Raw genomic sequence first — 23,849 nt, forward strand, 5'->3', positions numbered from 1 at the left:
ATTCATAAATATCTATTGGTTGACCAAGAAAACGTATTGCGACAGACAAACCAAGCTCGGCATTGTGGTTTTAAATGCAATATCCATACCATTGTTTATAATCAACCAGTTACTAGACTCTCATCACAAAAGGAACATCATCATTGTTCAAAGAAAAACAATTACTGCTCAAAAAATAGCAGTTACTTTTCACACACTCACACCCATTTAAAAATAACTATCATTCGCAATATATTATGGTAATTTTTAAGCATTATTCTCGCTGCAAATTCTGCTTGGAATACACCAGCGAACTATCGTCTTTTTCACAAAAAGTGGTTCAAACTCAACAGCGACTATCAAATATTGATCAAGCCAAATCTTGATTTTTTCTTTGCGGCATTTCTTGCCGAGGCCAATAATATCAAGGCCTCAATAGGCAAATAAGGAATATTTAACACTATGTAAAGAATAAAACATTATAAATTGGCATACTCCTTGCGCTAACTGATGCACCGTTTTTAATCCATCAGTTTAGGGAGCAATTAAAATAATGAGTTCTTCACATCGCCGCCGTAAACCATTACAGCGACCGTTCAAGCTTTCCCAAATCGTCACTGCTGTCGGTGCAACACTGAGCCTCATGGGGACGAGCGCGCTTTATGCCGCGGACGATCCCAACATTTCAGAATTGCAGGCCGAGATCGCCCGCCTGAAGCAGGCATTGGAAAAAAGCCAGCAGGAACTGGCTGCGCAAAAAAGTGGGCAACCAACCACGACTTCAGAAACCCAGGCAACCCAACCGTCTGAACAACCTCAACAAGTAGCACAGGAAGAAGAACCGGCAGAGCTAGGTAGAATCGTCGTCCGTAGCCGGAACAAGCTGGAAGCGCTGCAAGACGTGCCGATTTCAATCTCGGTAGTAAGCGGGCAAGAACTCGACCGCTTTCAGGCACGTGACCTTGGGTCAATTACTCAACGTGTGGGCAATATCCAATGGAACCAGGGCAATGCGCGAACCAGCAGCATTTCTATCCGAGGCCTGGGTCAACAAGCCCAAACGGATGCGATGGACCCTAGCGTCGGCGTGACCGTGGATGATGTCTCTTATGGATATAACCCTTTAGCAAGTTTTGACTTTTACGATGTTGAAGCAGTCGAGGTTGCTCGCGGGCCTCAAGGCACATTGAGAGGAAAGAATGCCAGCATGGGGGCGATAACCATCACGACAAAACGTCCCACATTTGAATCCCAACAAAGTTATGCATTAACACTTGGTGACAATAACCGGGTCATTGGAAGTGCAGCGATCGGAGGCACTGTTATTGACAATGTTCTCGCATGGCGAGGCGCATTCATGGTGGATAAAGGGGAAGGCTACTATCCCAACGATTACAATCGTGATTTCCGCTTTATGAATAAAGACAATGTCTCGGGTAGGGTACAGTTCTTATTCACTCCAACTGAAAATTTCGATGCGTTGGTCAAACTAGAACTGACTCCCAAGCATGAAGAGTATTACAACGGTTGGAATTTCTATACTCCAACTCCTACTACATATACTGATGGAACAGCAACTAGGCTCGGCTCCGATCCATCAAGGCGTTTAGCAAGAAGTTGGTTCCGCCAACGTAGTGACTATTCTTATCAAAATGACTATCTTGATAACAGTGTCAATATGAATGATCAACGGCCACTAGTGACATCTACATGGGGATCATCAGCTGTTTTGAATTGGAATGTGGGCGATTACACCCTTTCCTCCATTACAGCTTACAAGAACTTCTCATTTCAAGCGCGTAATGATGAAGGTACCCCTTTTGATATTACAAAAAATGGCGGGGGTCTTGTCACACGTCATGATCAAATCAGCCAGGAATTCAGGTTAAGTTCCAGCATTCCTGATTTAGTAGACTATCAGGCAGGATTATATTTCTTGAGCTCGCGTAACAATTACAGCTCCAGAACTGGTTTTGGCTCTGATGCAGGTGCATGGTTTGCCAGTGCAGATCAATATGCAATACTCAGCAGAGCAATAAACCCCCAAACTTTAGCTAACCCGGATGGGAGTGCCAGTGCAGGTCCGCTTTTGATGCAGAACGCCCTTAATGGATTAGAGCATAATACTCCTCAAGATATTTATAGCAAAAGTACCGCTATTTTCAGTCAAGCTAACTGGCAGATTAATGAGCCACTAACCGTAACAACAGGACTTAGATTAACTTTAGAGGATAGAAAAAACAGTTCTGAGAAAAGTATAGTAAATCAAGGATATGGTGCAGAGCTTAATCCTTACTCTGTCAATGGAATTTTACTAGGAGGTTATGATAAGGATAATTTTTCTGACCCCACACAGCTAGCACTTGCAGATGCTGTAGCTCAGAAATATTTTGGCGTTGATTATGGAAATTTAACTCCTGAGCAAATAGAGCAAATTGACGCCGCTAGGGCACTTCGTGCGCAAAATATTGGTATCGTATATAACAAAACAAAAGCAGAAACCTTCAGAAAACTTCAACCAACACTTCTGTTAAGCCCCAGCTACAAATTTAACGATAACCTAACTGGATATGTAACTTTGCAATATGGAGAGAAAGCTGGCCTTGCCCAAGTGGTGAATGGCTATGATGCGAAGGTCAAGCCAGAGAAAACCATTTCTTATGAGGCGGGAATTAAATCACTTCTTCTTGATAACACTCTCACACTCAACACAAACTTATATCTTACGGATATTAAAGACTATCAACAAAGAGTACTCATTTTTGATGCTTATGGGACAGCAGGGGATCCCAATGGAGACATACAATATACCGAGGCTACAGGAAATGCAGCAAAAGTTCGCTCTTACGGTTTAGAAATAGATGGTGTATATACCGGTATTAAACATACCACTTTGCGTTTTGCCGGAGCTTATAACAATGCATATTACAGAGAGTTTAAAAACAGCCCATTGCCTCCTGAAGTAAATTCCAATAATTACGCAGATCCATATCGTGACGTATCAGGTGAAAACCTCCCTGGGGCCTCAAAATTTACTTTCAATATTGGGGGTGATTTCCGTTATCCTGTCTTCTCAAATGCAGAATTTCATACCAGTTTCAATCTAGCTTACAGGAGTCGATTCAACTCTGCAGTAAATCTTTCTGATTATGGCTGGGTTGATGCCAATACTCGGGTTGATTTCTCTATTGGAATTGGCAGAAGAGATCGTAAGTTTGATGCAAGCATCCTTGTTAAAAACCTGTTTGATGATGATACAGCCCTCATTCGCACATGGAACAGCTATGTTCCTGCGATTCCTCGCTGGATTGGCGTTATGTTCACGAGCGATCTCTAAACCTAATAAATAATTATAAAGATTGAGATCAATTAATTACGGACTCCTTGAGAGTCCGTTTTTTATTTTTATCGTTGCTTATTTTTAATAATCTCATGTTTTATTCTGTGCAAAATTCATCAATTATCCGGAAAATATCTATTCGTCGCTCTTCCTTAATTTTTACAAATAAAACGTAACATTATGTATTTTAAATACATTAATCCAGAAGTTTTACTCTTATAAAAATTGGCATGATTTCTGCTGTTATTCATATGCAATTTCAATATAACAAGCAGGGATTAAATTCAAATGAAGAATAAAATAGTAGCGCTATCGTATTTTCATTCACACCGTTTCGTCCTTCGTTTTATATTTTCAACGCTCAAGAACTTCATTTTTGCTATCAGCGTGATGTTCATTTTTGGCATTAGCTATCTATATGCAGCCGATGAACCCTCCTTATCCGAACTCCAAGCGGAAAATGACCGGATAAAAACAGAGAATGCCAAGTTGAGAGAGGAGTTAGAAAAAAGCCGTCAAGCGCTTGCAGCGCAAGGAGGCGTCATCTCTCCACCTGAAAGCGAGGCTGGCGCATCTCCCGATGCTGTTGCACAAGGGCAGGAACCACCGCAATTGGGCAGTGTTGTTGTGCAGGCACGCAGTCAGTTGGAACTTGTGCAAGACGTACCACAATCAATATCTGTCATTTCAGGGGCGGAACTTGACCGTGAGCTAGGTTTTGACCTTGGCGCGATCACGCGCCGTGCCGCGGGGATTCAATTCAACCAAAACAATACGCGTGGCGCTTCCTTATCGATCCGAGGACTTGGCAAACGCTCCTTCACGGAAACGCAAGATCCTAGCGTGGGCTTGGTTGTCGATGGCGTTCCCTATGGGTTGACGCAGTTAGGGAATTTTGATTTCTACGATATTGACAACGTCGAAGTGTCGCGTGGCCCTCAAGGAACCGCAGGCGGCCTCAATTACAGTGCTGGAGGTGTCGCCATCAAGACAAAGCGTCCCTCGTTTACCCCTTCTGCGGATTATCAATTGGTATATGGCGTACGTGATACCGTGGTGGCAAAAGCCAACCTTGGCGGGGCGATTGTCGATGACGTCTTGGCGTGGCGCGGCTCTTTCATTGCAGACCGCGGCCGGGGTTTCTACGACAGCGACTACGACTCGAATTACAGCTTTTACAACCGCAACCGCCTGGCAGGCCGCGCACAGTTTCTGCTGACGCCGACCGAGAATTTCTCTGCCCGCTTCAGTTTCGATTTGGAACCCGAGGCGCCTCAAGTGGAAAATGGCCTGACTTTCCGCAAAACACCACCTCAGTACTATGCCAACGGCGCGCCTACCGACCCCAATGGAACCAGCGAACGCGCAAAGCTGACCTCCCGCTCATGGTTCCAAAACCGCACTTATAGCTCCAACGGCAAGTTCAATGGCGTATATACATACGACGACTGGATCAACAAAAGGCTCTTGCAGAACGAGAACCAGGGACAGACCGTCACCAATCGGGGCGCATCCCTGGAGTTGAACTACCTGGTTCCCGGCCATACCTTAACATCCATCACCGGATGGAGAAGTTACAGTTTTGACGCTCATAACGATGAAGGCACACCGTTTGACATCCTGCGCAACAATGGCGGCGGCGTCGACTACAGGCAATATACCCAGGAATTCAGGATCGTCTCCGAGCCCGGAGAAAAAGTCGATTACAGCGCCGGGTTCTTTGCAATGAAGACAGAGGACACCATTTCCTCGAAGGTCGGCTGGGGATCGGATGCGGGCGCCTGGCTTGCGACCACTGCCCAGTACAATGTGCTGGAAACCAATGCTGGAATTAACCGTGGCTCTGGCCTGGCACTGCTTAAGGATTCCTTGGACGATGCCTATACCATTGCAGACACAAAAGTGAACACTAGCCATAACGCGGTTTATGGGCAAATCAATTGGCATTTGACCGAGAAGCTGGATTTGCTGACCGGCTTGCGGATTACCCATGAGGACAGGACGACAGAGGATACGAAATTTCTGGCCTCTAATGGTGTCGGTTCAGCACTCAATCCGGAATCCATCCGAGGCGTCAATTTAGGAGGCTTCGACTCGAATGCATTCAGTGGTGACCTTAGTACTCAACCGGGTCAATTGACGGCTAATAATACGACTGAGCAATTGCAGCTTGCCGATAGCGTCGCTAATAAATTTTTTGGCGCTACGATCGACCCTAACAATCCAGGTGTGGCATATAACGGATTATCTGCTCAACAAAAACAACAAATTGCCGCGGCAAAAGCAATTCGCGCCAATGCCATCGCATCGCTTAGCAACAGCGTGAAGAGCTCATACCGGGATGTCTTGTTTACGGCTGTCGTCACCCCCACCTACAGGATCAATGACAATCTAGCTGCTTACACCTCATTTCAATATGGCGAAAAATCCGGCTCCGCCTTGAACGTGAATTTCGGGTCGCGCAACGTCAGGCCGGAGAAAACCAATGCATACGAAATCGGCTTCAAGTCCAACTGGCTGGATAACAAGCTGGCATTCAACGCCAATCTTTTTTATATGGATATCCGCGATTACCAAGCCGCCATCCGCATGCTTGACGAAATCCAGACCCAAATCAATATTGATAACAACCAAACAAACCCGGTCGCCTATATAACCGCACAGGGCAACATCAAGAGAGCCAAAACCCAGGGGATTGAGATCGACGCCTTCTATTCCGGCATCCCATACACCACCGTCCGCTTTGCCGGTGCGTATACTGATGCGCGTTACGTCGATTTCGGCAATGCGGCATTTCCCGAGGAACTAGGCTATTTGGCATCGTCCACCAACCCGTATATGGATCAAAGTGGAAAGACGCTGCCGGGAGTTTCCAAGTGGACATTCAATGTCGGTGCCGAATATAGACGGCCAGTATTGGGCGACAAGATTTTCCATGCCAGCTTCAATACCAATTATCAAAGCAAATACAACAATACCGACAACCTCTCAAGCTATGGCTGGATAACGCCGTTGAGCCGTACCGACTTATCCATCGGCCTGCAACTCAGCAAGCAATTTGACCTCAGCTTTGTTGCCCGCAATGCATTCAACGATCGGTCCCACGAGGAGGGATGGGCGAGCTATGCGCCTTACCCATATCCTCGCTGGATAGGCATCAGCCTGAGCGGGCAGCTATAAAGCGACTTTGCATCAATGAGGCCTTGGTACTCACATATCCCAAGGCCTTTTCCCTCTTCATCACTCTTAAATGGACCTAACTCATGACAGCCAACCACATTCACCTCAGCAGCCTGATCAATACGCTTTGCAAGCTCATTGCCATTGCAGCCATATCGGCCTACAGCTTTAACAATATTGCCGACGCCGGAACGCTGGCCGATGGCAAATGGTCATCGGCAAAATGCGGGAGCAGGCCTGTCGCACCCAGGCTAGACCTCACCAATGAAGACGCCTACAACCAGAGCGTAGGCGCTGTGAATGCTTACCGGGGCCAGGTGAAACCTTACCTGGATTGCATCGTGGAGGAAGCCAATGCAGATATCCAGACCATCAACAACCAGGCGAGGGAAGAGCAATTGGCAATACAAGAAGCCAACAGCAAAATTGCCGAAGATGCAAAAACAGCCGGTGAAAAATTCAAGTGATGCCGGCCCACCGCGAATAAGCCTATAGATGGCGAACATGTAAAAGGCCCTACGCAAGGGCCTTTTTTATTCGTATGAAACAACCTAGATGCTAGTTGCTTGCGCTCTGCGACTTTCCGATGAACGCTTCCAAGTCGGGCAAGGTGACTACGCCAGGACCATGCAAAGCCGCAATCTTGTCCACGCTCAGCTTCAGGCGCTTGATATTGTCGTGCAGGTTCACTGAGTATGGATTGACGCTTGCGGGCACTGGCGCGCCAGCTGCCAATGGCGTGTAAGCGTCGGCCTCGATCAATATTTTTTCCGCAGGCAAGTACACCAGGGCAAATGCGTCGTTGTGGCCGCTATTCTTGATCGTATGCACTTCGATGCTGCGCTGACCATCGGTCAGCACATGCTTATCCGAGAACGCGGCAAATTTTGCCGGCGTGTTCGATTGCGCCAAGCGGTCGGGATTGATGGTATGTTTGTTTGCCCATACTTTTTCGTAATAAGGCTTGTTGTCCTTGTGCGTCACGACCGTTGCGCCTTCGGCGACAAAAGTACGTACACCTCCCGAATGATCGAAATGATGGTGGGTATTGACCAGGTAACGAACCGGCTTGTTGGGTGCCAGCTCCTTGGCCTTGGCAATCACAGCCTGCGAGCGCTCCTCGTTCAACGGGCCCTCGACGATCACCAAATGGTCTTTCTGGTCGATCAGCACGCTATGGTGCGTACCGCCCCTGAGGTAGTAAACACCAGGCGCCAACTCTTCTGACGTTACGGCAATAGCCGGTGCATTGCCAGCTTCCGCAGGTACATCGATCTGCACATTCGGGTTGGCAGTGACAGATGAAATCTTGAGGTCGAGTACCGGATAACCGCCCTGCTTGCGTGCGATATGCGTTGGAAAAGCAATGCCGTTGAAATCCTTGTAATCGGAATAGGCGTAATCGATTTCGGTATCGCCCAACACGGGGCTGTCTATCCATGTCTGCACGCGCTCGACCTGGTTCTTTGCATTGATGATGCCGACATAACGGTGCTTGCCCACGCTGAAAGTCACCTTGGAGCCGCCTTTATACGCCTCGGACACAGCATGATGCGCAGCGGCGGCTTTCAGGAGCCCTTGGGGCGTGGACCATATTTCGGCAGCACGCTCCTCAATCTGTAATGGCTGCGGCTGGACCGCAGGAGCGCTGCCTCCAGGCGGCACTGCCAGGTTCCAGGCTACATTGCCCTTCACGTATTGGTCCGGTTTCTGCTCCACGGGAGCCGGTCTGACGCGGCCGGATTCCACCACCTGCTTGCGTGTAATTTGGACGCGGGCGGCGGACTGGTCGTAATTGATCTCGGCGCTATAGCTGCTGACATCGAATGGAGGCCACGGCGACTTGGGGTTCGGCGCCTGGCCGAACTGGTACCAGCGGCCCGTGCCGGTAAACGCGATGGACTGAACTTTACTGGCCTCGAGCGCATCGCTCGCTTCCTGCAGCGTACCCGCTGCCAGGCAATAAGTGGGGATCAGGCCTAATGAAAAAAGCAAGGTTGGCAGTGCTGCTGCATGCTTCCAGTGAAGCCTGTGGAAATAAGCCGACATGTGTTTCTCCCTTAAAGATTAATTTAAAAACCACGCTCAATTAACCCAGGTAATCAGCAATTTACACACCAGCTACGATGCCAAGCCCTCCTTAAGACAGGTTCAATGCATGCCCCATATAATGCATTGATATATCTACATTTTATACAATGAAGAAACGCTAGGAAAAGCACGCTTCCATCTCCAACTAAATGCAATGCCCATTGAAATGTTGCTTGCACAACAAAAGTCAAAATAGGGTTGCTGCATTCACACCACACGCTGCGGTATTAAGCAGGCAAAAATAGCATTGCATCCATAATCGGGCCTATCAATTCTTCACCTCGATGGCTAACTTCTTATATTTGGCTTTACAACCATTTTGTGTGTCACCTCATACCAAGCAGCTCGCCCAAGACCCAAACGCTTATCTGTTGTGCAATAGGCTGGTCAAGAACATTGTTCATTGGATGAGAGGAATAAAACTTGCATGGATCCAGCATTGTCATTTCATGCTTGAGATCACATTAGGCTCTTTATTGATTAGCATCAGGATATAGGCAACTTGCAAAACCTTAACGAAAAACCGCTCGCCAATGTCGTTTACGATCAAGACTTCATTATTGTCTATCAAGCGTTGGAAAGAGAATTGTGCCAATCCATCATTGCGCTTTTCGATCAAGATGAAAGCAAGTGGCGCGGGAAAATCGTCGGCGGGCCGGGGAACGTGTCTTACGAAGAGGACACCAAGCGCTCCTGGGATCTGGAGATACGCAATGCAGGCGCTTGGCAGGATATTTTCCAACGCATCCATCCCAGGATACAAACCTGCATATCGCATTATTTATCGAAAAGCCCGGTCTTGCAGTCGTTCGACTTGCAGGCAACCGGATATAAGATCCAAATGTATCCGCAAAAAGAAGGTTATTTCCGTTGGCACGCCGATTCCGTGGGAAAGCATAGCGGGAATAGGGTGGTCGCCATGGTCTTATACTTGAACGATGTGGAAAAAGGCGGGGAAACCGAATTTTTCCACCAGGGAGTCAAGGTCTCTCCCAAAGCCGGCTACCTGGTCCTGTTTCCCACCGGATGGAATTACATGCATTGCGGGCATATGCCGGAATCGAACGCCAAATATATCATCCAGACTTTCATTGTCGTCAAAGACTAAGCCAAGCAACCATACAGCCAATTCCAGCGCCGGGCTTGCCGTATCTGCATGCGAAGCGTTTTTGAAAATATACTTCGCATCACAGCCGACAATTGCTATGGATTAGTCCTTGCCTTTGAAGGCGTCATGGCAAGTTTTGCAAGTGCGGGTAACTTTGCCGAATTGCGCCTTCACCGCAGATGAGTCCGCCGCGGGAACAAGTTTCGCCAATTCAGCGGCCTCCTTGCTGAAGCTAAGCGATAGTTCGGCAAAACGCTTGCTATCCTTGAAAACCTCAGGTTTCGCGCTGGTTTCGTGCCATCCCTTGCCCTGCTCCGTTCCAGGCACGAACAAGCCTTCGATCCCCGAGCTGGCAATCCCTTCAAGCGCATTCGCCGCTGCGGCCGCTTCCTCTTTGTCATACTGGCCCTCCAGCGCAGCCTTCAGCCTGGCGACATTCCATTCCGCTACACGGTAGGCGGACTGGCGCCATTGGATAAGCTTTTCAGGCTTGGCTGCAGGCGCAGCCGCAACGGTCAATGAAGCCGTTGCCAACAAGGGCAGCAATACGAACTGTACAAATTTCTTCATCAAGCATTCTTTCATAGCGACTTTTATACAATAAGCCCGCTGGAATGCGGGCTGGCGAAATCACATTTGCTATGGCTTACTTGGCGCGCCCGGTATAGCCTTGCGCCAAGGTGGGAAACTTATAAGCCGCCCCTCGGCCGACAATGTAGAAAGTCCGCTTATCCTTGCCGGCAAACGCAATATTCTGCGCTTTCTTTGGCAACTTGATATTGCCCAGGAACTCGCCTTTAGGGTTGAACACCTGGATACCAGTATTAGCCGCCACATATAGCCTGCCCTCGGCATCCACAGCCAATCCATCGGCACCGCTTGAAGGGCCGTTCTCGGTGTTCTGCAGGGCGTCTTCCAGCTTGGCGAAATTGCGCTTGTTGCTGACCGAGCCGTCTGCCGCTATGTCGTAAGCGATGACATGCTCGCCGGCGGTATTGGCGACATACAGCACTTTTTCGTCAGGGCTCAGTTGAATTCCATTGGGGCGCTTGATCTCTTTGTCGATCAATACCAACTCGCCGCCAGGCTTGATGTAGTAAACCGCAGGCTGGGCTGGCGCCTGGTCCGGTTTGGCCGGGCCGTTGGGGCCTGGGTCCGTGAAATAGACGCCGCCCTTTTTATCTAGCACCAAGTCGTTGGGACGGTTGAGGGGCTTGCCATTGTATTTTTCCGCAAGCACCTTGGCTTTTTCCGCAGGATGGATAATGCCCACCTGCGGCTTCAATGTCTGCACGGCATATAATTCCCCACCTGGGCCAAGCGCCAGGCCATTGGCCCCGTTGCTGTCGGCAATGAAGGTGGTGACATTGTCATTCTCGTCAATACGGGTGATGCGGTTGGCCTGGGTCTCGGTAAAGATCAGGCTGCCATCGGGCAGGCCCAGCGGCCCTTCGGTGCCCGTGAACCCATCCTTGATCAGGCGGATATGCAGGCCACCGGCCACCACCCCGGGAATCGCCGGCGTGACAGGATAATCATCCGCCCATGTGCTTGTCGCCATGACGGCGAAGCTCGCAGCGAACCCGACAGCCAGCATACTTTTCAACCATGGTTGTGTTTGTCTTACAGCAAAACTCAAGTGCATCTTTCTTTCTCCTTTGCTTCCATCCTGATGCGCAGCAAGCGATCAGTACTGGGTTGAACCTGCTCCCGCTACATTGAGGAGATATACTCGGCCAAGGCCTCGATCTCCTCATCCCTAAGCGACTCCGCCACGACAGTCATCACCCCGCCCGGACTGTTCTTTCGCTCACCGGAGCGCCATTTCAATAGCTGCTCCCGCAAATACAGCTTGTGCTGGCCCGCAATCACAGGGAAACTCTCCCCGCCCGCATAGCTTCCTTGCCCTGCGCTGCCATGACAGCTCGAGCAAGCCAGGATCGATCGCTTCCTATCGCCGGTCCTGTATAGCCGCTCTGCAATGTCATTCGGCTTTTTCTCCCTGGCGCGGGCACGCTCGCGGCTGGCAAAATAAGCTGCGATATCCTTCAAGTCCTCGTCGCTGATGCTGCCCGCCACCGCATTCATGACATGGTGCCGGCGGGCTCCGGACCTGAAATCGCGAAACTGCTTGATGATATAGTCCGCGTACTGCCCTGCCAGACGCGGGAATTCCGCACTCGTACTATTGCCTTGCTCCCCATGGCACCCCTGGCATAGTTCCTCCCGGGATTTTGTCTCGCCTGATTGCGGGTTGCCTGAACCAATCCGGTCATGCAGTTCATATTCGTCATTCCCCTCGGCCTGTACCGTCATGTTGATTCCCAACGACAGAAGCAATACAAAACCGCTCGCGATCAACCTCGATGTCACGTCATCTATCCGGCTTCCCCGAGAGTCGATCAGGGTTTCTTGGAGGAACGCTTCGCTTCTGCGAGTCGCTGCACGGACTCCAGCGCTTTTTCCACATTCTGTGCGGGCGCAATGCCGCCGACAGTTTCGCTGACCCTGCCATCGGGCGTGATGACGAAAGTGGTGCGCTCGGCAAAGCCATGGTCGATTTCCTTGCCTCGGCTGTCCTTCTTGCCGGGAGAGGCTTCGCGGATATTCAGCTCGTAGGACTTGGCGATCTTGCCGCCCGCATCGGAAGCAACCGGGAACTTGCCGGCGCAATAATCCGGATCGGCCGAAAACTCGTTGAGCCGCTCTATGCTATCCAGCGAGACGCCAATCACCGTGGCGCCCGCGGCCGCGAACTGGTCGTGTTTCTCGACAAAGGTATGCGCCTGCACATTGCATCCGCCGGTATATGCCGAAGGATAGAAATACACCACGACCGGGCCTTTCTTCAGCGCATCCTTCAACGAGAAATTAAAGCTTTTGCCGTCCAAGGAAGCCTGGGCCTGGAAATCGGGGGCAGCATCCCCCTCCTTGAGCGCAGCATTTGCGCATATGCTGAACAAGCCGACCAAGAGGCCGCCGACTAATATTTTTTTCATGACAAACTCCGGGAAGTGAAACTGTGTGAGATCAATCTTTGGATTTGTAAATCTTGTGACAAGCCTTGCAGGTTTTCGCAAGCGCGACCGCAGACTCGGAAGCCGCATCGAATTTCTTTGCATTCAGCGCCTTCACGATTTCCGCCAGATAGGTGCGGCTTTCCTTGGACCAGTCAACGGCATCCGCGGCGTCGCCTTTCCTGACATAAAAATCCTCGACGTCCTTGAACATCGTCTCAAGCTCCTGCGCCTCGGACTTAGCGGTAGCCGCATCCTGTAAGGAAATATTAGAGGTCATACTCTTTTGTATGTCCTCTATATCCTGCATGAAATCTTCCTCAATCTCGTCCAGCGCGGCGGCAACCGACCCCGCAATCCCTATGGAAATGATTAGGGACAGTAACAACTTACGCATTTATAGTTTTTCGCCCTGCTAATGCCGGAAAACCGATCACCCAAATTCCGGTATTGAATAAAAATTGCGCGAAACCTACTGAGCCGGAGCCAGCCGTGTCTCGCGCAAACTTTCCAACATGATTGGATATCAGGCCAACAGCTCCTTGATCACCTGGCCGTATACCACCGTCGGGCGCTCCGAACGTCCGTTATGAAGGAAGGTGGTTTTTAGGTGGTCCAAACCGAGCAACTGCAGCACGGTCGCATGCAGGTCATAGGTATCCATGGTTTGGTCTCCCACGGCTTGCAAGCCGACTTCGTCGGTCTGGCCGAAGGTAGTACCGGCCTTGATGCCTCCGCCGGCCAGCCATTGGGTGTAACCCCACGGGTTGTGATCACGCCCGGTGCCGCTTTCACCGTAAGAGGTGCGGCCAAATTCCGAGGCCCACACAATCAACGTGGAATCCAGCAGGCCTCTTGCCTCGAGATCGGCCAACAGGCCTGCGATCGGCTTGTCTACCGCCTTCGCATGGGCGCCATGGTTCTGTTCCAAGTCCTGGTGCGCGTCCCAGTTGCGCCTCTCTCCGGCACCGGCAGCGGGACCGGACACCACTTGGATGAACCTGACGCCACGCTCGACCAAGCGGCGCGCGCGCAGCATATTGGTTCCGTACTCCTTGGTCGTCTCGTCATTAAGCCCGTACAACTCTTTTGTTGCATCGGACTCCTTGCTGAGGTCTACGGCCTCGGGGGCGGCTGACTCCATGCGGTAGGCAAGCTCATACGCATTCAACCGCGCCTTGAGCTCGGTATCCCCGGGATAAAAACCGCTGTGGTGCTCGTTTAAGCGCTTGAGCAAATCCAGATTGTCACGCTGCTGCGCTTGCGCGACCAGCTCAGGCTTGTCCAAATGCAGGATAGGCGAAGGTCCGGGCCGGAAAGCAGTGCCTTGGTATACAGCGGGCAGGAAGCCGGAACTCCAGTTCACCGAGCCGCCCGTAGGCTCCCTGTCCCCGGAGTACAGCACCACGTATGCCGGCAAGTCTGGATTGGCCGTTCCCAGTGCGTATTGTATCCAGGCGCCAAGCGAGGGACGTCCGGGGTTGAGGTCGCCCGTATTCAGCTTCAGGATGGAAATATCGTGCGTCGCGCCAATGGTCACGCTGGACTTCACGAACGCAATCTTGTCTGCCTGCTTGGCAAGGTTGGGCAGGAGGTCCGAGAACCAGGCGCCGCTATCGCCATGCTGCTTCCAGGTGCGATTCGAAACATACAGCTTTTCCGCACCGCCCCGGGTGCTGGTTTTAATACCTTTGAGGAAAGAGGCGGGAATCGGCTGGCCGGCAAGCTTGATCAAATCCGGTTTGTAATCGTACAAATCGATCGTGCTGGGCGCGCCATCCATATGCAGCCAAATCACCGACTTAACCTTGGCGGGGAAATGGGTTGGCTTGGGAGCCAGGGGATCTCCCAACGAGCCTGCGTTTGCCACTGTGGCCAATATGCCGCCACCGGGAAGCAGGCCGCTGAGCGTAATGCCTCCCAAACCATAACCAGCCTTAACCAGAAAGTCGCGCCGTGAATTCTTGCTCATATTCATGATTCCTTTAAGTTTCTGTATTCAACGCTTACCGAACTTGCCATACCAGCAAACTAGAAGCGGTAACTAAATTCATTCGAGTTGGCCACGGTATGCACCAAATCCACAAAGGCCGAGGCACGCACAGGATTCAGAGGCTGGTCCACCTTAAGCCCCACAGGCACTGCCAGCGCCAGCTTGCCGTCCGAATCTTTCAACTTGCTCTGAATTGTCCTCTCGTGGCTATTCAGGAACGCGGCCAAGGTTGCCCTCTCGGCCTTGTCCGGCTTGCGTGCGAACAATATCTCGTAAAGCTTATCGAGCTGGGCGCGTTCGTCGGTGCCCACTTCGCTGATGACACGGCCTGCAAGCGATTGCGACCACTCGAAGACGATATCGCTGTTCACCAGGGTCAGGGCCTGCAACGGAGTGGTCGTTACGTCGCGCTTGCTGTGAGCCTGTTGCGGCGAAGCCATATCGAAGGTTGAAAGCAAGGGGTAAGGTACGCTACGACGCGTGAAGATGTAGATGCTCCGGCGGTTCCAGTCGCCCTTGTCTGCGGACACTTCCCAGAACTGCCCCGCACTCAAGTTGGTGGGGACGGGCGGCATCACGCTAGGCCCGCCGACCTTGTCATCCAGTCGGCCTGCAGCCACCAGCAGCGAGTCGCGAATCTGTTCCGCATCCAGGCGTTTGCGCGGAAATACTGCGAGCAGCTTGTTCTCCGGATCGGCTTTCTGAATGTCTTCGCGGTAATCGGAAGATTGACGGTAGACGCTGGAAAGCAGGATTTCCTTGTGCAGCTTCTTGACGCTCCAGCCCTGCTTCACGAAATTGCTGGCCAGGTAGTCCAGCAGTTCGGGATTGTTCGGCTTGTCGCCGGCACGGCCGAAGTCGCTGACGGTACGCACGATGCCTGTGCCGAAATACTGGTCCCAGACACGGTTGACGAACACGCGCGCAGTCAATGGATTGGTCGGGCTGGCGATCCAATTGGCGAGCGCGGTACGACGACCGGACGAGAACCCGGTTGGCACGATCACGGGCTTCTCGCTGGTGATGTTCGCGGGGAATGCGGGCTGCACTTCGTCCAGGGGGCGCTCATGGTTGCCGCCGAAGAATACATAGCTTGGCGGCGCATCCTGGTATCCCAGCTCCGTCATTGCCGAGATGGTATCCGACCCCTTGCTGGGCTTGAGCTTGTTGAGCTTCTTCAATTCAGCCGTCAGCTTTTTGTATTCCTGCCATTTCTCAGCGTGCTCTTTAATGTGCTCGGGGCTATCCTTGTTCTCGCCCGTCACTTGCAGGTAACCGCCGAAATCCTCCTCGGTTGTCACATTCGCCAGGCGGTGGTGCACCCAGCGGTCCGTGGCGTTCCACTCCCCTTGGGGCTTGAAGATGGATTCTCGGCTATCGGTCAGGTAGCGCTCCCGGTGATATTTCTCGGCCTCAGCCTTGATTGGCTCGATGATGGCAGCGCGCTTGTCCCGAATCTCCTTGGTTGCAGCTTCCCATTTCGCGAGGTCTTGCTCATATTGAGTTTCAACTGGACCTTTTGGCGCGGGAATATTCTCGACCAAATTGACATTGGCAAAGAATGAATGCAATGCGAAATAATCCTTCTGCGAAATCTTGTCGGACTTATGGTTGTGACACCTTGCGCACTCCAGCGTGGTACCCAGGATTGCGGTGCCGATCGTATCGGTAATGTCGGTCGCGATCTGGTATTTGCGCTGTATCAAGTCGCGCGAGTTCTTGTTATCGGGGAAGCCTGCCAGAAACCCGGTGGCAACCAACGCATTGTTGTCGCCGGGATACAGTTCGTCGCCGGCCAGTTGCTCCTTGATGAATTGGTCGTAGGGCTTATCCTCGTTGAAGGAATTAATCACATAATCACGATAGCGCCACATGTTCGGGCGAGTATTGTCATTCTGAAATCCGGTGCTATCTGCATAACGTGCCAAATCCAGCCATTTACGCGCCTGACGCTCACCATAGCGCGGCGACGCCAGCAAACGGTCCACCAGCTTCTCGTAGGCGTTTGGCGATTTATCGTTAACAAAGGCGTCGACCTCGGCGGTGGTTGGAATCAAGCCCCAGGCGTCCAACGTTGCGCGACGGATAAAAGCGGCACGGCTCGCTTCCGGGGAAGGCTTGATACCTTTTTCCTCCAACTTCGCGAGTACAAATGCGTCTATGGGCGTACGTACGAATTTCTTTTGTTGTATGGCAGGCGCTGCTGGCGAAGCGATCGGCTGCCAAGCCCAATCGCGGTCCTTACCTCTGCTTGCACTAGCTTTTGCAGAAGCGTCTGTTTCAGACTCTGCCGCAATGGCCCAGCTTGCGCCAAGCAACATGACTAGAATCAAAAAACTAATGTTTTTTCTCATTTTGGATGATTCCTTAATTGTCGGATAATTAGCATTTTTAAACCCTAAAAACGCCAATGCATTAAACCCACAATCCATGAGCATGTAATGTGCCAACCCAATGACACTCATCCAAAAATAAAAATAATTTATTGATTATTAAATAAAAATTAAATATTCACATCCTTTTTCGCAAACGGAAAACCCTTCACACCTGCTGAGGCAACAACAGAAAATCACAAGAAAATGTTGATGCCAATACAGTCGCATTTTTCGTGCTTAATCTTCTGACTGTACCGACAAAAACAGTTGCCCAAAAATCAACATAGAATTGCTTGAAAATAAACAATACTCAGTCTTTTTTCTACCCTTTATCTGGACAATTCCTACGTTTACTCTTGGGTATGATTTTTGCTATTTATCTCGGTCCTTTCACGAGAAAGCCTCCGCAATCACGTCAGATATTCAGCAGAAATATCGGAGATAAATTTTAGTTATGTGGATTGTCAATATTGCCCTTCGCCGCCCTTACACTTTTATTGTCGCGGCACTTTTAATTGTATTGTCCACGCCCTATGTCCTGCGCAACATGTCCATGGACATATTCCCGAATATCCATATCCCCGTGATTGCCGTCACCTGGACTTACAACGGGCTTTCCGCAAAGGAAATTGCAGACCGCATCACCGGCCCGACACTGCGCGGCCTCAATCAAACGGTAGAGGATGTCGAGCACACGGAGTCGGTCTCGTTGAATGGCTTGTCCATCAGCAAGATCTTTTTCCAGCAGGGAACCGACATCCGCTCGGCAATGACCCAGGTGCTTTCCAACGTCACGACTGCCCAGCGTTCCATGCCGCTCGGCATGCAGCCCGCGCAAGTGGTCCAATATTCGGCGACAGATCTTCCTCTGATACAGCTTGGCCTTTCCAGCGAGACGGTGTCCGATATTGAAATTGGCGATGCCGTCAACAATATCCTGCGTCCCAACCTTCTGAAGATTCAAGGCGTGACAATGACGTTTCCTTACGGGAATCGTGGGCGGCAAGTGGCGGTGAACCTCAATAACGCGGCCTTGATGGCCAACGGCCTGACGCCTAGAGACGTCAGCAATGCCATTGCCGAGCAAACCCTGATCTTGCCGACCGGCACCATCAAGCTGGGGGAAAGCCAATATGACGTCAACCTTAACGGGGCGATTTCAAGCATTCCCAAGATAGGCGATATCCCGATCCGTACCATTGATGGCAGGACTACCTATGTACGCGACGTGGCCCAGGTGCGCGATGGCTCCACCCCAGCAACCAATATCGTGCGGCAAGACGGAGAGCGCGGCATTCTTGTCTCTGTATTGAAAACGGGAGGCGCATCCTCGCTGGATGTGGTCAACAAGGTGAAGGCTGCCCTGCCGAAGACAATGGAAGCCTTGGAAAACATCAAGCTCAAAGCCATGTTTGACCAGTCTTTGTTTGTCAAAGCGGCCATCAGCAACGTAGTGTTTGAGGCATTGATTGCAGCAGCCCTGACCGCCGCGCTGATCTTGCTCTTCCTCGGCAACTGGCAAACCACTGCGATTATCGCGGTATCCATCCCGTTATCCATCATGTCATCATTGATCGTGCTGCATGCGATTGGCGAGACCATCAACCTGATGACGCTAGGCGGCCTTGCCCTCGCGATCGGTATCCTGGTGGATGATGCCACGGTAGAAATTGAAAATGTGGAGCGGCACATGCATATGGGCAAACCGCCTCATCAAGCGATTCTCGACGGCGCGGCGGAGATTGCCGTACCTGCCTTTGTCTCCACCCTATGCATATGTATCGTGTTTGCGCCCATGTTTTTCCTGGAAGGCATTCCGCGCTATTTGTTCGTCCCCATGGCAGAGGCGGTGATATTCGCCATGCTGGCCTCTTATATCATTTCGCGCACCCTCGTTCCTACGCTGGTGATGTTCATGATGACAGCGAAGAGGAAAGGCAAACAAGCAGGCGATATCAAGATAGTGTCGGGCCTGCATCGAAAATTCAACAGCGCCTTTGAAACCTTTCGGCAGTCTTATGTCAGCCTGCTGGGGGCGCTGCTGAACCGCCGTCGCAGCTTCAGTTTGCTGTTTACCTCGTTCTGCCTGCTTTCGTTGGGGATTTTCCCGTTGCTGGGACAGGACCTATTCCCCCAGGTAGATGCGGGACAGATACGGTTGCATATCCGGGCGCCTTCCGGCACACGCATTGAAGAAATGCCCAAACTGGTAGACAAGATAGAGCAGCATATCAAGACAGTGATCCCGGCATCCGAGATCGGCAACGTACTGGACATCGTTGGCGGGCCCTACTCACCGCGAAATACCTTGTTCGGCAATGCCGGCACGGTGGAGTCCTCTGATTCGGAGATCATGATTTCCCTCACCAATTACAAAAAGCACCCTACGGCGGATTACATCACCGAACTAAGGGAAACCTTGCCGCGCGCCTTTCCTGAAGTGGAGTTCTTCTTCCAGCCGGCAGACCAGGTCAGCCAGACCCTCAACTTCGGCATCCCAGCCCCTATCGACATCCTGTTCAAGGGAAACAAGACCGAAGAAAATACGAAAATAGCCAACCGCTTTAGCAACAAGCTGCGACAAATACCAGGCGTGGTCGACGCCCACGTCCACCAGCGTTGGAGCAAGCCGGTGTTGGCGCTTGAGATGGATCGGGCCCACCTGCATCAATTGAATTTGACGGCAAACGATGTAGCGCAAAACCTCATGATCTCGCTAAGCGGCAGTATGCAGACCGCGCCCGTCTACTGGCTCAACCCCGTCAATGGCAACACATACAATATCGGCGTCAACTCCCTGGAAACAGATATTGCCAGCATAGACGCACTCCTGCGCACTCCTGTCAAAAGCAACAACGCAAGCGAGCCGCAATTGCTCGGCAACCTGGTCAAACTCTCCCGCTCGGCACAACAGCCGGTCGTTTCCCATTACGATGTCAATCAAGTGGTCAATGTCTATGCCAGTGTCCAGGGCCGTGACCTTGGCAGTGCCAGCCGCGCCATCCAGAAACTAGTGGAAGAAACCCGCAACGAATTGCCCGCCGGGTCTGAGATTGAAGTCAGGGGCCAGAGCCTGACATTGGAAACGGCGTTTATCGGGCTGGGAACCGGCCTGATTGTTGCCATTGTGCTGGTCTACCTGCTTATCGTGGTCAACTTCCAATCCTGGCTGGATGCCGCCATCATCATCAGCGCCCTGCCTGCCGCGCTGGCAGGTATCGCCTGGACATTATTCCTGAGCGGCACCACACTCAGCGTGCCCGCGTTAACGGGCATGATAATGGCGATCGGCGTGGTGACCGCGAACAGCATTCTTGTCATTTCGTTCGCACGCGCACAACTTGCACGCGGCATCCCGCCGCTGACCGCGGCACTGGAAGCAGGTGCCACCCGCCTGCGCCCGGTGTTGATGACGGCTTCCGCCATGATTGTCGGCATGCTGCCGATGGCGCTGGGCCTTGGCGAAGGCGACGAACAAAACGCCCCATTGGGCCGGGCAGTGATCGGAGGCCTGTTATTTGCCACTGTCTCCACCCTGCTGTTCGTCCCCGTGATATTCGCCAGCCTGCATCGTTTCCGTCAGGCATCAACGAGTGCCAGCATCAATCCAATACATCCCGAACCGACCACACCATGACAGATATAGAACCCAACCTGCTCGCCAACCCGGCAGCTGACTCGACAAGCACATTGCGACGCTTCGGCTGGCTTTGCCTGATATTGCTGGCGGTCCTGGCTTTCAGTGGCATTCTGCGCTTTACGCTCAATGCAAAAGCTGCCTCTGCGCTGGAGACACGCACGCAAGAAAATTGGCAACGCTCGGTCAACTTCACCTATGCGAAACCTGGCAACCTGGTCAACAGCATCACCCTGCCGGCGACGCTGCGCGGCTATAGCGAGGCGGTGCTCTATGCCCGCAGCAACGGCTATCTTTCCACATGGCACAAGACCCTGGGCGACAAGGTGAAAAAAGGTGAACTGATGGCGGAAGTGGAGACGCCGGAGCAAACCCAGGAACTGGCGCAGGCACAAGCCGCGATGGAACAGGTACAGGCCAGGCAAGCGCTTGCCAAATTGACCCAGGAACGATGGGAAATATTGCGCCAGCGCGAATCGGTCACGCAGCAGGACCTGGAAGAAAAGCGCAGCCTGCTGGCCCAGGCCAATGCCGAACTCGAGGTCGCGAAAACCGCCGTCAAGCGCCTGCAGCAGCTCGACGGATTCCGGCGCATTACCGCCCCGTTCTCCGGCACCATCGTCAACCGCCAAGTGGACGTGGGCGCCCTGATCACGGCAGGCACCACCCCGTTGTTCACGCTTGCGCAAACCGACAGGCAAAGGATATCGCTCTGGATACCGCAGGCGTATGCAAACGGCATCAAACAAGGCCAGCAGGTCGCCATCCGCTTGAACGAGGCCCCCGATAAAACCTTTGCCGGAAATATCACCCACCTGGCTGGGGCACTGGATCCTGTCACGCGGGCGCGTCAGGTGGAAATCCTGCTTCCCAACCCGGATGGCGAGCTGATTCCTGGCGCCTTTGTGGACGTCAGCCTCGAACTGGTCAGCGCCGTCAAGGCATTGATCGTCCCTGCGAGCGTCCTCATCCTGGGCAAGGATGAGCCGCGTATCGCCGTGCTGAACCCGGAAGACAGAGTGGAATTCCGCACAGTCCGGCTGGGACGCGACCTAGGCAGGACTGTGGAAATCCTGAACGGCGTTTCCAGTGAAGACAGGCTGATATTGAACCCGGCCGACTCTCTGGAGGAAAGCGAGCAGGTCCTGGCGCAAGAAGTGCCCTCCCAGAACGAGAAAAAGCAGGAAAGGCCTGCTGCCACCGGCCAGGACCGGGTTCCGAGCCCTGTAACATCCAAGAGCCAGGCCCCCGCATGAGAACCCTGACCAAAGCATTATCGCTGGCAGCGCTGCTATCAGGTTGCGCCGTCGGCCCGGACTACCAAAAGCCAGCCATCCAAATTCCCCAAGCCTGGCAGGAAGGCTGGCATACCGCCCAGCCACGCGACGCTCTCAGCAAAGGAGCCTGGTGGGAAATATTCGGTGATGCGGAACTCAATCGCTTGGAACAGCAGGCGCTGGACAGCAACCAGACGATCAAGGCCAGCCTGGCCAGGCTGGAGCAAGCCAGAGCGCTCACCCAGATATCCCGCGCCGCCTACTTCCCGACATTGCAATTAGGGCTAGACGCTGCCCGTACGCAGCCCTCGGCGAACCGGCCCAACAATGCCAGGAATACCAGCGTTTCAACCCAGATCCAGACGAATATCAATCCATTGTTCAGTGCGGCATATGAAGTTGACCTATTCGGCCGCATCGGCAGAGAAGTGGAATCAGCCACAGCTAGCCAACAGCAGGCAAAGGCGGATTTGGAAAACATCAAGCTCATCCTGGCGGCCGAAGTAGCCGCAAACTACTTCAACCTATGCGCAAGGGAAGCCGAAATCGCGGCGCTGCAAGAAATCATAGCGCTTCAGGAAAATACCGTAGCGCTGACGCATTTCCGCGAACAAAACGGCGTCGCCTCCAAGCTGGACAGCCTGCAGCAAGAAACATTGTTAAGCAGCACCCAAGCTCAATTGGACTTATTGCAGAATCAGCGCAAGCAAACCCTGCATGCACTCGCCACATTGACCGGGGTCACTGTGGCGGATTTCGCTCCGCCCGCCGCCTTATTGCCGGACGAAATTCCCAGCGTCCCCGTAGGCTTGCCGGCCCAAGTCCTGGAAAGGCGGCCGGATGTAGCGTCGGCTGAGCGTAGCGTGGCTGCGGCCAATGCGCAAATCGGCGTTGCAAAGGCTGCGTGGTTCCCCAGTTTGAGGCTATCAGCCAGCAGAGGGTGGCAAAGCAGTGAACTCAACAACTTATTCGATGCGCCCAGCATTGTATGGTCCCTGGGCGTTGCCCTGAGCCAGACAATTTTCGACAAGCGGAATAATGCGAGGATAGATTTCGCCAAAGCAGGCCATGAACTGGCAACCTCGAACTACAGGCAAACCGTATTGCTTGCATTGCAAGAAGTCGAAGACGGCCTGAGTACGGACAAGGCGCTTGCGGATGCAGCAGAAAACAACCATGCGGCAGAACGCGCTGCCACGCAGGCTGCTGAAATTATTGAATACCAATACAAGAACGGGCTGGCAACCTCGTTCGAGTTATTTGTTGCCAGGCAGACACAGTTGGAAAACCGTAGGCTGGTACAGCAGATCACCGGTCAACGGCTGGTAAATACGGTATATCTCATCAAAACGTTGGGAGGGGGCTGGGAATCGCAGCCATCCCCCTCGACAGCTTCATCACATGACAAGCAAAAAGAAAGCTAGCTAGCCTCGCTCTTGCTCTCGTCTTGAGGCGCTTTATTGGTTGCCGCTGTATCGCTGCTCACGCTTTTCTCGGCAGATTTAGCGGCTGTTGAATTGGTACTGGTGTTGGTACGCGGCTTACGGGTTGACCTTGGCTTGGCAGCGGTCTTAGACCCAGAAGCCGCACTGCTTGCCGTCTTCGGCTTGTTTGTGGACTTGGTCGTTGTTTCGCCACTCTTGCTGCTGGCAGTCTTGGCTCGGCTCGCCGCCGGCTTTCTCCTGCTGGATGTCGTGGACTTGGGCTTGCTTGCCGGGGCTGGCGCTGCCGGTTCCGTCGCGGTTTTATCTCCATCGATCACATCCGTGACCACCTTGCTCAATATCCGCTTCCCTGCGATGACCGCGGCAGCCAGTGCAACTTTCTTGACGATATCCTTGAAAATTCCCAT

16 protein-coding genes are annotated in these 23,849 nt (G+C 52.4%); 7 read left to right on the forward strand and 9 right to left on the reverse strand.

Going from position 1 to position 23,849, the window contains the following annotated elements; genetic code table 11:
* The first annotated feature begins 532 nt into the window (after positions 1-532).
* From ACW4YW_RS10825 to ACW4YW_RS10835, 3 genes are all read left to right on the forward strand, one after another.
* A complete protein-coding gene (locus ACW4YW_RS10825; protein WP_457137540.1) occupies positions 533-3,316 on the forward strand; it encodes a TonB-dependent receptor domain-containing protein in 2,784 nt (927 codons plus the stop codon).
* Positions 3,317-3,607: 291 nt separating this feature from the next.
* Entirely contained in the window at positions 3,608-6,499 is a 2,892-nt protein-coding gene (locus tag ACW4YW_RS10830) for a TonB-dependent receptor (RefSeq protein WP_457137541.1), read from the forward strand.
* 83 nt (positions 6,500-6,582) lie between these two features.
* A complete protein-coding gene (locus ACW4YW_RS10835) occupies positions 6,583-6,966 on the forward strand; it encodes a hypothetical protein (protein ID WP_457137542.1) in 384 nt (127 codons plus the stop codon).
* 91 nt (positions 6,967-7,057) lie between these two features.
* On the opposite strand, the gene ACW4YW_RS10840 is transcribed toward ACW4YW_RS10835, so the two are convergent.
* On the reverse strand, positions 7,058-8,494 hold the full coding sequence (locus ACW4YW_RS10840) for an MBL fold metallo-hydrolase (protein ID WP_457137543.1): 1,437 nt from the start codon (positions 8,492-8,494) through the stop codon (positions 7,058-7,060).
* 598 nt (positions 8,495-9,092) lie between these two features.
* Between ACW4YW_RS10840 and ACW4YW_RS10845 the strand changes: the two genes are divergently transcribed.
* Positions 9,093-9,698, forward strand: coding sequence for a 2OG-Fe(II) oxygenase (locus tag ACW4YW_RS10845; RefSeq protein WP_457137544.1), 606 nt, complete (start codon positions 9,093-9,095; stop codon positions 9,696-9,698).
* Between the two features lie 102 nt (positions 9,699-9,800).
* On the opposite strand, the gene ACW4YW_RS10850 is transcribed toward ACW4YW_RS10845, so the two are convergent.
* The 7 genes from ACW4YW_RS10850 to ACW4YW_RS10880 all read right to left on the reverse strand — a co-directional run bounded on the left by ACW4YW_RS10850 (position 9,801) and on the right by ACW4YW_RS10880 (position 17,029).
* The gene (locus ACW4YW_RS10850) at positions 9,801-10,268 is read right to left on the reverse strand and encodes a c-type cytochrome (protein WP_457137545.1); all 468 of its coding nucleotides are present in this window, start codon (positions 10,266-10,268) and stop codon (positions 9,801-9,803) included.
* Between the two features lie 76 nt (positions 10,269-10,344).
* On the reverse strand, positions 10,345-11,295 hold the full coding sequence (locus tag ACW4YW_RS10855) for an SMP-30/gluconolactonase/LRE family protein (protein WP_457137546.1): 951 nt from the start codon (positions 11,293-11,295) through the stop codon (positions 10,345-10,347).
* A 116-nt stretch (positions 11,296-11,411) separates the two neighbouring features.
* Positions 11,412-12,071, reverse strand: a complete 660-nt coding sequence (locus tag ACW4YW_RS10860) for a c-type cytochrome (protein ID WP_457137547.1) — start codon at positions 12,069-12,071, stop codon at positions 11,412-11,414.
* 29 nt (positions 12,072-12,100) lie between these two features.
* Entirely contained in the window at positions 12,101-12,697 is a 597-nt protein-coding gene (locus ACW4YW_RS10865; RefSeq protein WP_457137548.1) for a peroxiredoxin, read from the reverse strand.
* A gap of 31 nt (positions 12,698-12,728) precedes the next feature.
* Positions 12,729-13,112, reverse strand: coding sequence for a hypothetical protein (locus ACW4YW_RS10870; protein WP_457137549.1), 384 nt, complete (start codon positions 13,110-13,112; stop codon positions 12,729-12,731).
* A 129-nt stretch (positions 13,113-13,241) separates the two neighbouring features.
* Positions 13,242-14,687, reverse strand: a complete 1,446-nt coding sequence (locus ACW4YW_RS10875) for a DUF1501 domain-containing protein (RefSeq protein WP_457137550.1) — start codon at positions 14,685-14,687, stop codon at positions 13,242-13,244.
* Positions 14,688-14,746: 59 nt separating this feature from the next.
* On the reverse strand, positions 14,747-17,029 hold the full coding sequence (locus ACW4YW_RS10880; protein ID WP_457137551.1) for a DUF1549 and DUF1553 domain-containing protein: 2,283 nt from the start codon (positions 17,027-17,029) through the stop codon (positions 14,747-14,749).
* Positions 17,030-17,537: 508 nt separating this feature from the next.
* Between ACW4YW_RS10880 and ACW4YW_RS10885 the strand changes: the two genes are divergently transcribed.
* Genes ACW4YW_RS10885 through ACW4YW_RS10895 form a run of 3 tightly spaced genes read left to right on the forward strand, consistent with a single transcriptional unit; the run spans position 17,538 to position 23,421 of the window.
* Positions 17,538-20,720 carry an efflux RND transporter permease subunit gene (locus tag ACW4YW_RS10885; RefSeq protein WP_457137552.1) on the forward strand — a complete coding sequence of 1,061 codons (3,183 nt, stop codon included), beginning with the start codon at positions 17,538-17,540 and terminating at the stop codon, positions 20,718-20,720.
* Complete coding sequence (locus tag ACW4YW_RS10890) at positions 20,717-21,976, forward strand: efflux RND transporter periplasmic adaptor subunit (protein WP_457137553.1); 1,260 nt, start codon at positions 20,717-20,719, stop codon at positions 21,974-21,976. The genes ACW4YW_RS10885 and ACW4YW_RS10890 overlap by 4 nt, the downstream gene beginning before the upstream one ends.
* Positions 21,973-23,421, forward strand: coding sequence for an efflux transporter outer membrane subunit (locus ACW4YW_RS10895; protein WP_457137554.1), 1,449 nt, complete (start codon positions 21,973-21,975; stop codon positions 23,419-23,421). The genes ACW4YW_RS10890 and ACW4YW_RS10895 overlap by 4 nt, the downstream gene beginning before the upstream one ends.
* On the opposite strand, the gene ACW4YW_RS10900 is transcribed toward ACW4YW_RS10895, so the two are convergent.
* The gene (locus ACW4YW_RS10900; protein WP_457137555.1) at positions 23,418-23,849 is read right to left on the reverse strand and encodes a hypothetical protein; all 432 of its coding nucleotides are present in this window, start codon (positions 23,847-23,849) and stop codon (positions 23,418-23,420) included. The genes ACW4YW_RS10895 and ACW4YW_RS10900 overlap by 4 nt on opposite strands.

It is taken from the genome of Methylobacillus pratensis, assembly GCF_054072455.1.

Bases quoted from the DNA above. Each gene is read 5' to 3' on its own strand.
- ACW4YW_RS10885 (WP_457137552.1), top strand. From the start codon at position 17,538: ATGTGGATTGTCAATATTGCCCTTCGCCGCCCTTACACTTTTATTGTC.
- ACW4YW_RS10825 (WP_457137540.1), top strand. From the start codon at position 533: ATGAGTTCTTCACATCGCCGCCGTAAACCATTACAGCGACCGTTCAAG.
- ACW4YW_RS10900 (WP_457137555.1), bottom strand. From the start codon at position 23,849: ATGGGAATTTTCAAGGATATCGTCAAGAAAGTTGCACTGGCTGCCGCG.
- ACW4YW_RS10830 (WP_457137541.1), top strand. From the start codon at position 3,608: ATGAAGAATAAAATAGTAGCGCTATCGTATTTTCATTCACACCGTTTC.
- ACW4YW_RS10855 (WP_457137546.1), bottom strand. From the start codon at position 11,295: ATGCTGGCTGTCGGGTTCGCTGCGAGCTTCGCCGTCATGGCGACAAGC.
- ACW4YW_RS10895 (WP_457137554.1), top strand. From the start codon at position 21,973: ATGAGAACCCTGACCAAAGCATTATCGCTGGCAGCGCTGCTATCAGGT.
- ACW4YW_RS10850 (WP_457137545.1), bottom strand. From the start codon at position 10,268: ATGAAGAAATTTGTACAGTTCGTATTGCTGCCCTTGTTGGCAACGGCT.
- ACW4YW_RS10875 (WP_457137550.1), bottom strand. From the start codon at position 14,687: ATGAGCAAGAATTCACGGCGCGACTTTCTGGTTAAGGCTGGTTATGGT.
- ACW4YW_RS10865 (WP_457137548.1), bottom strand. From the start codon at position 12,697: ATGAAAAAAATATTAGTCGGCGGCCTCTTGGTCGGCTTGTTCAGCATA.
- ACW4YW_RS10835 (WP_457137542.1), top strand. From the start codon at position 6,583: ATGACAGCCAACCACATTCACCTCAGCAGCCTGATCAATACGCTTTGC.
- ACW4YW_RS10870 (WP_457137549.1), bottom strand. From the start codon at position 13,112: ATGCGTAAGTTGTTACTGTCCCTAATCATTTCCATAGGGATTGCGGGG.
- ACW4YW_RS10880 (WP_457137551.1), bottom strand. From the start codon at position 17,029: ATGTTGCTTGGCGCAAGCTGGGCCATTGCGGCAGAGTCTGAAACAGAC.
- ACW4YW_RS10890 (WP_457137553.1), top strand. From the start codon at position 20,717: ATGACAGATATAGAACCCAACCTGCTCGCCAACCCGGCAGCTGACTCG.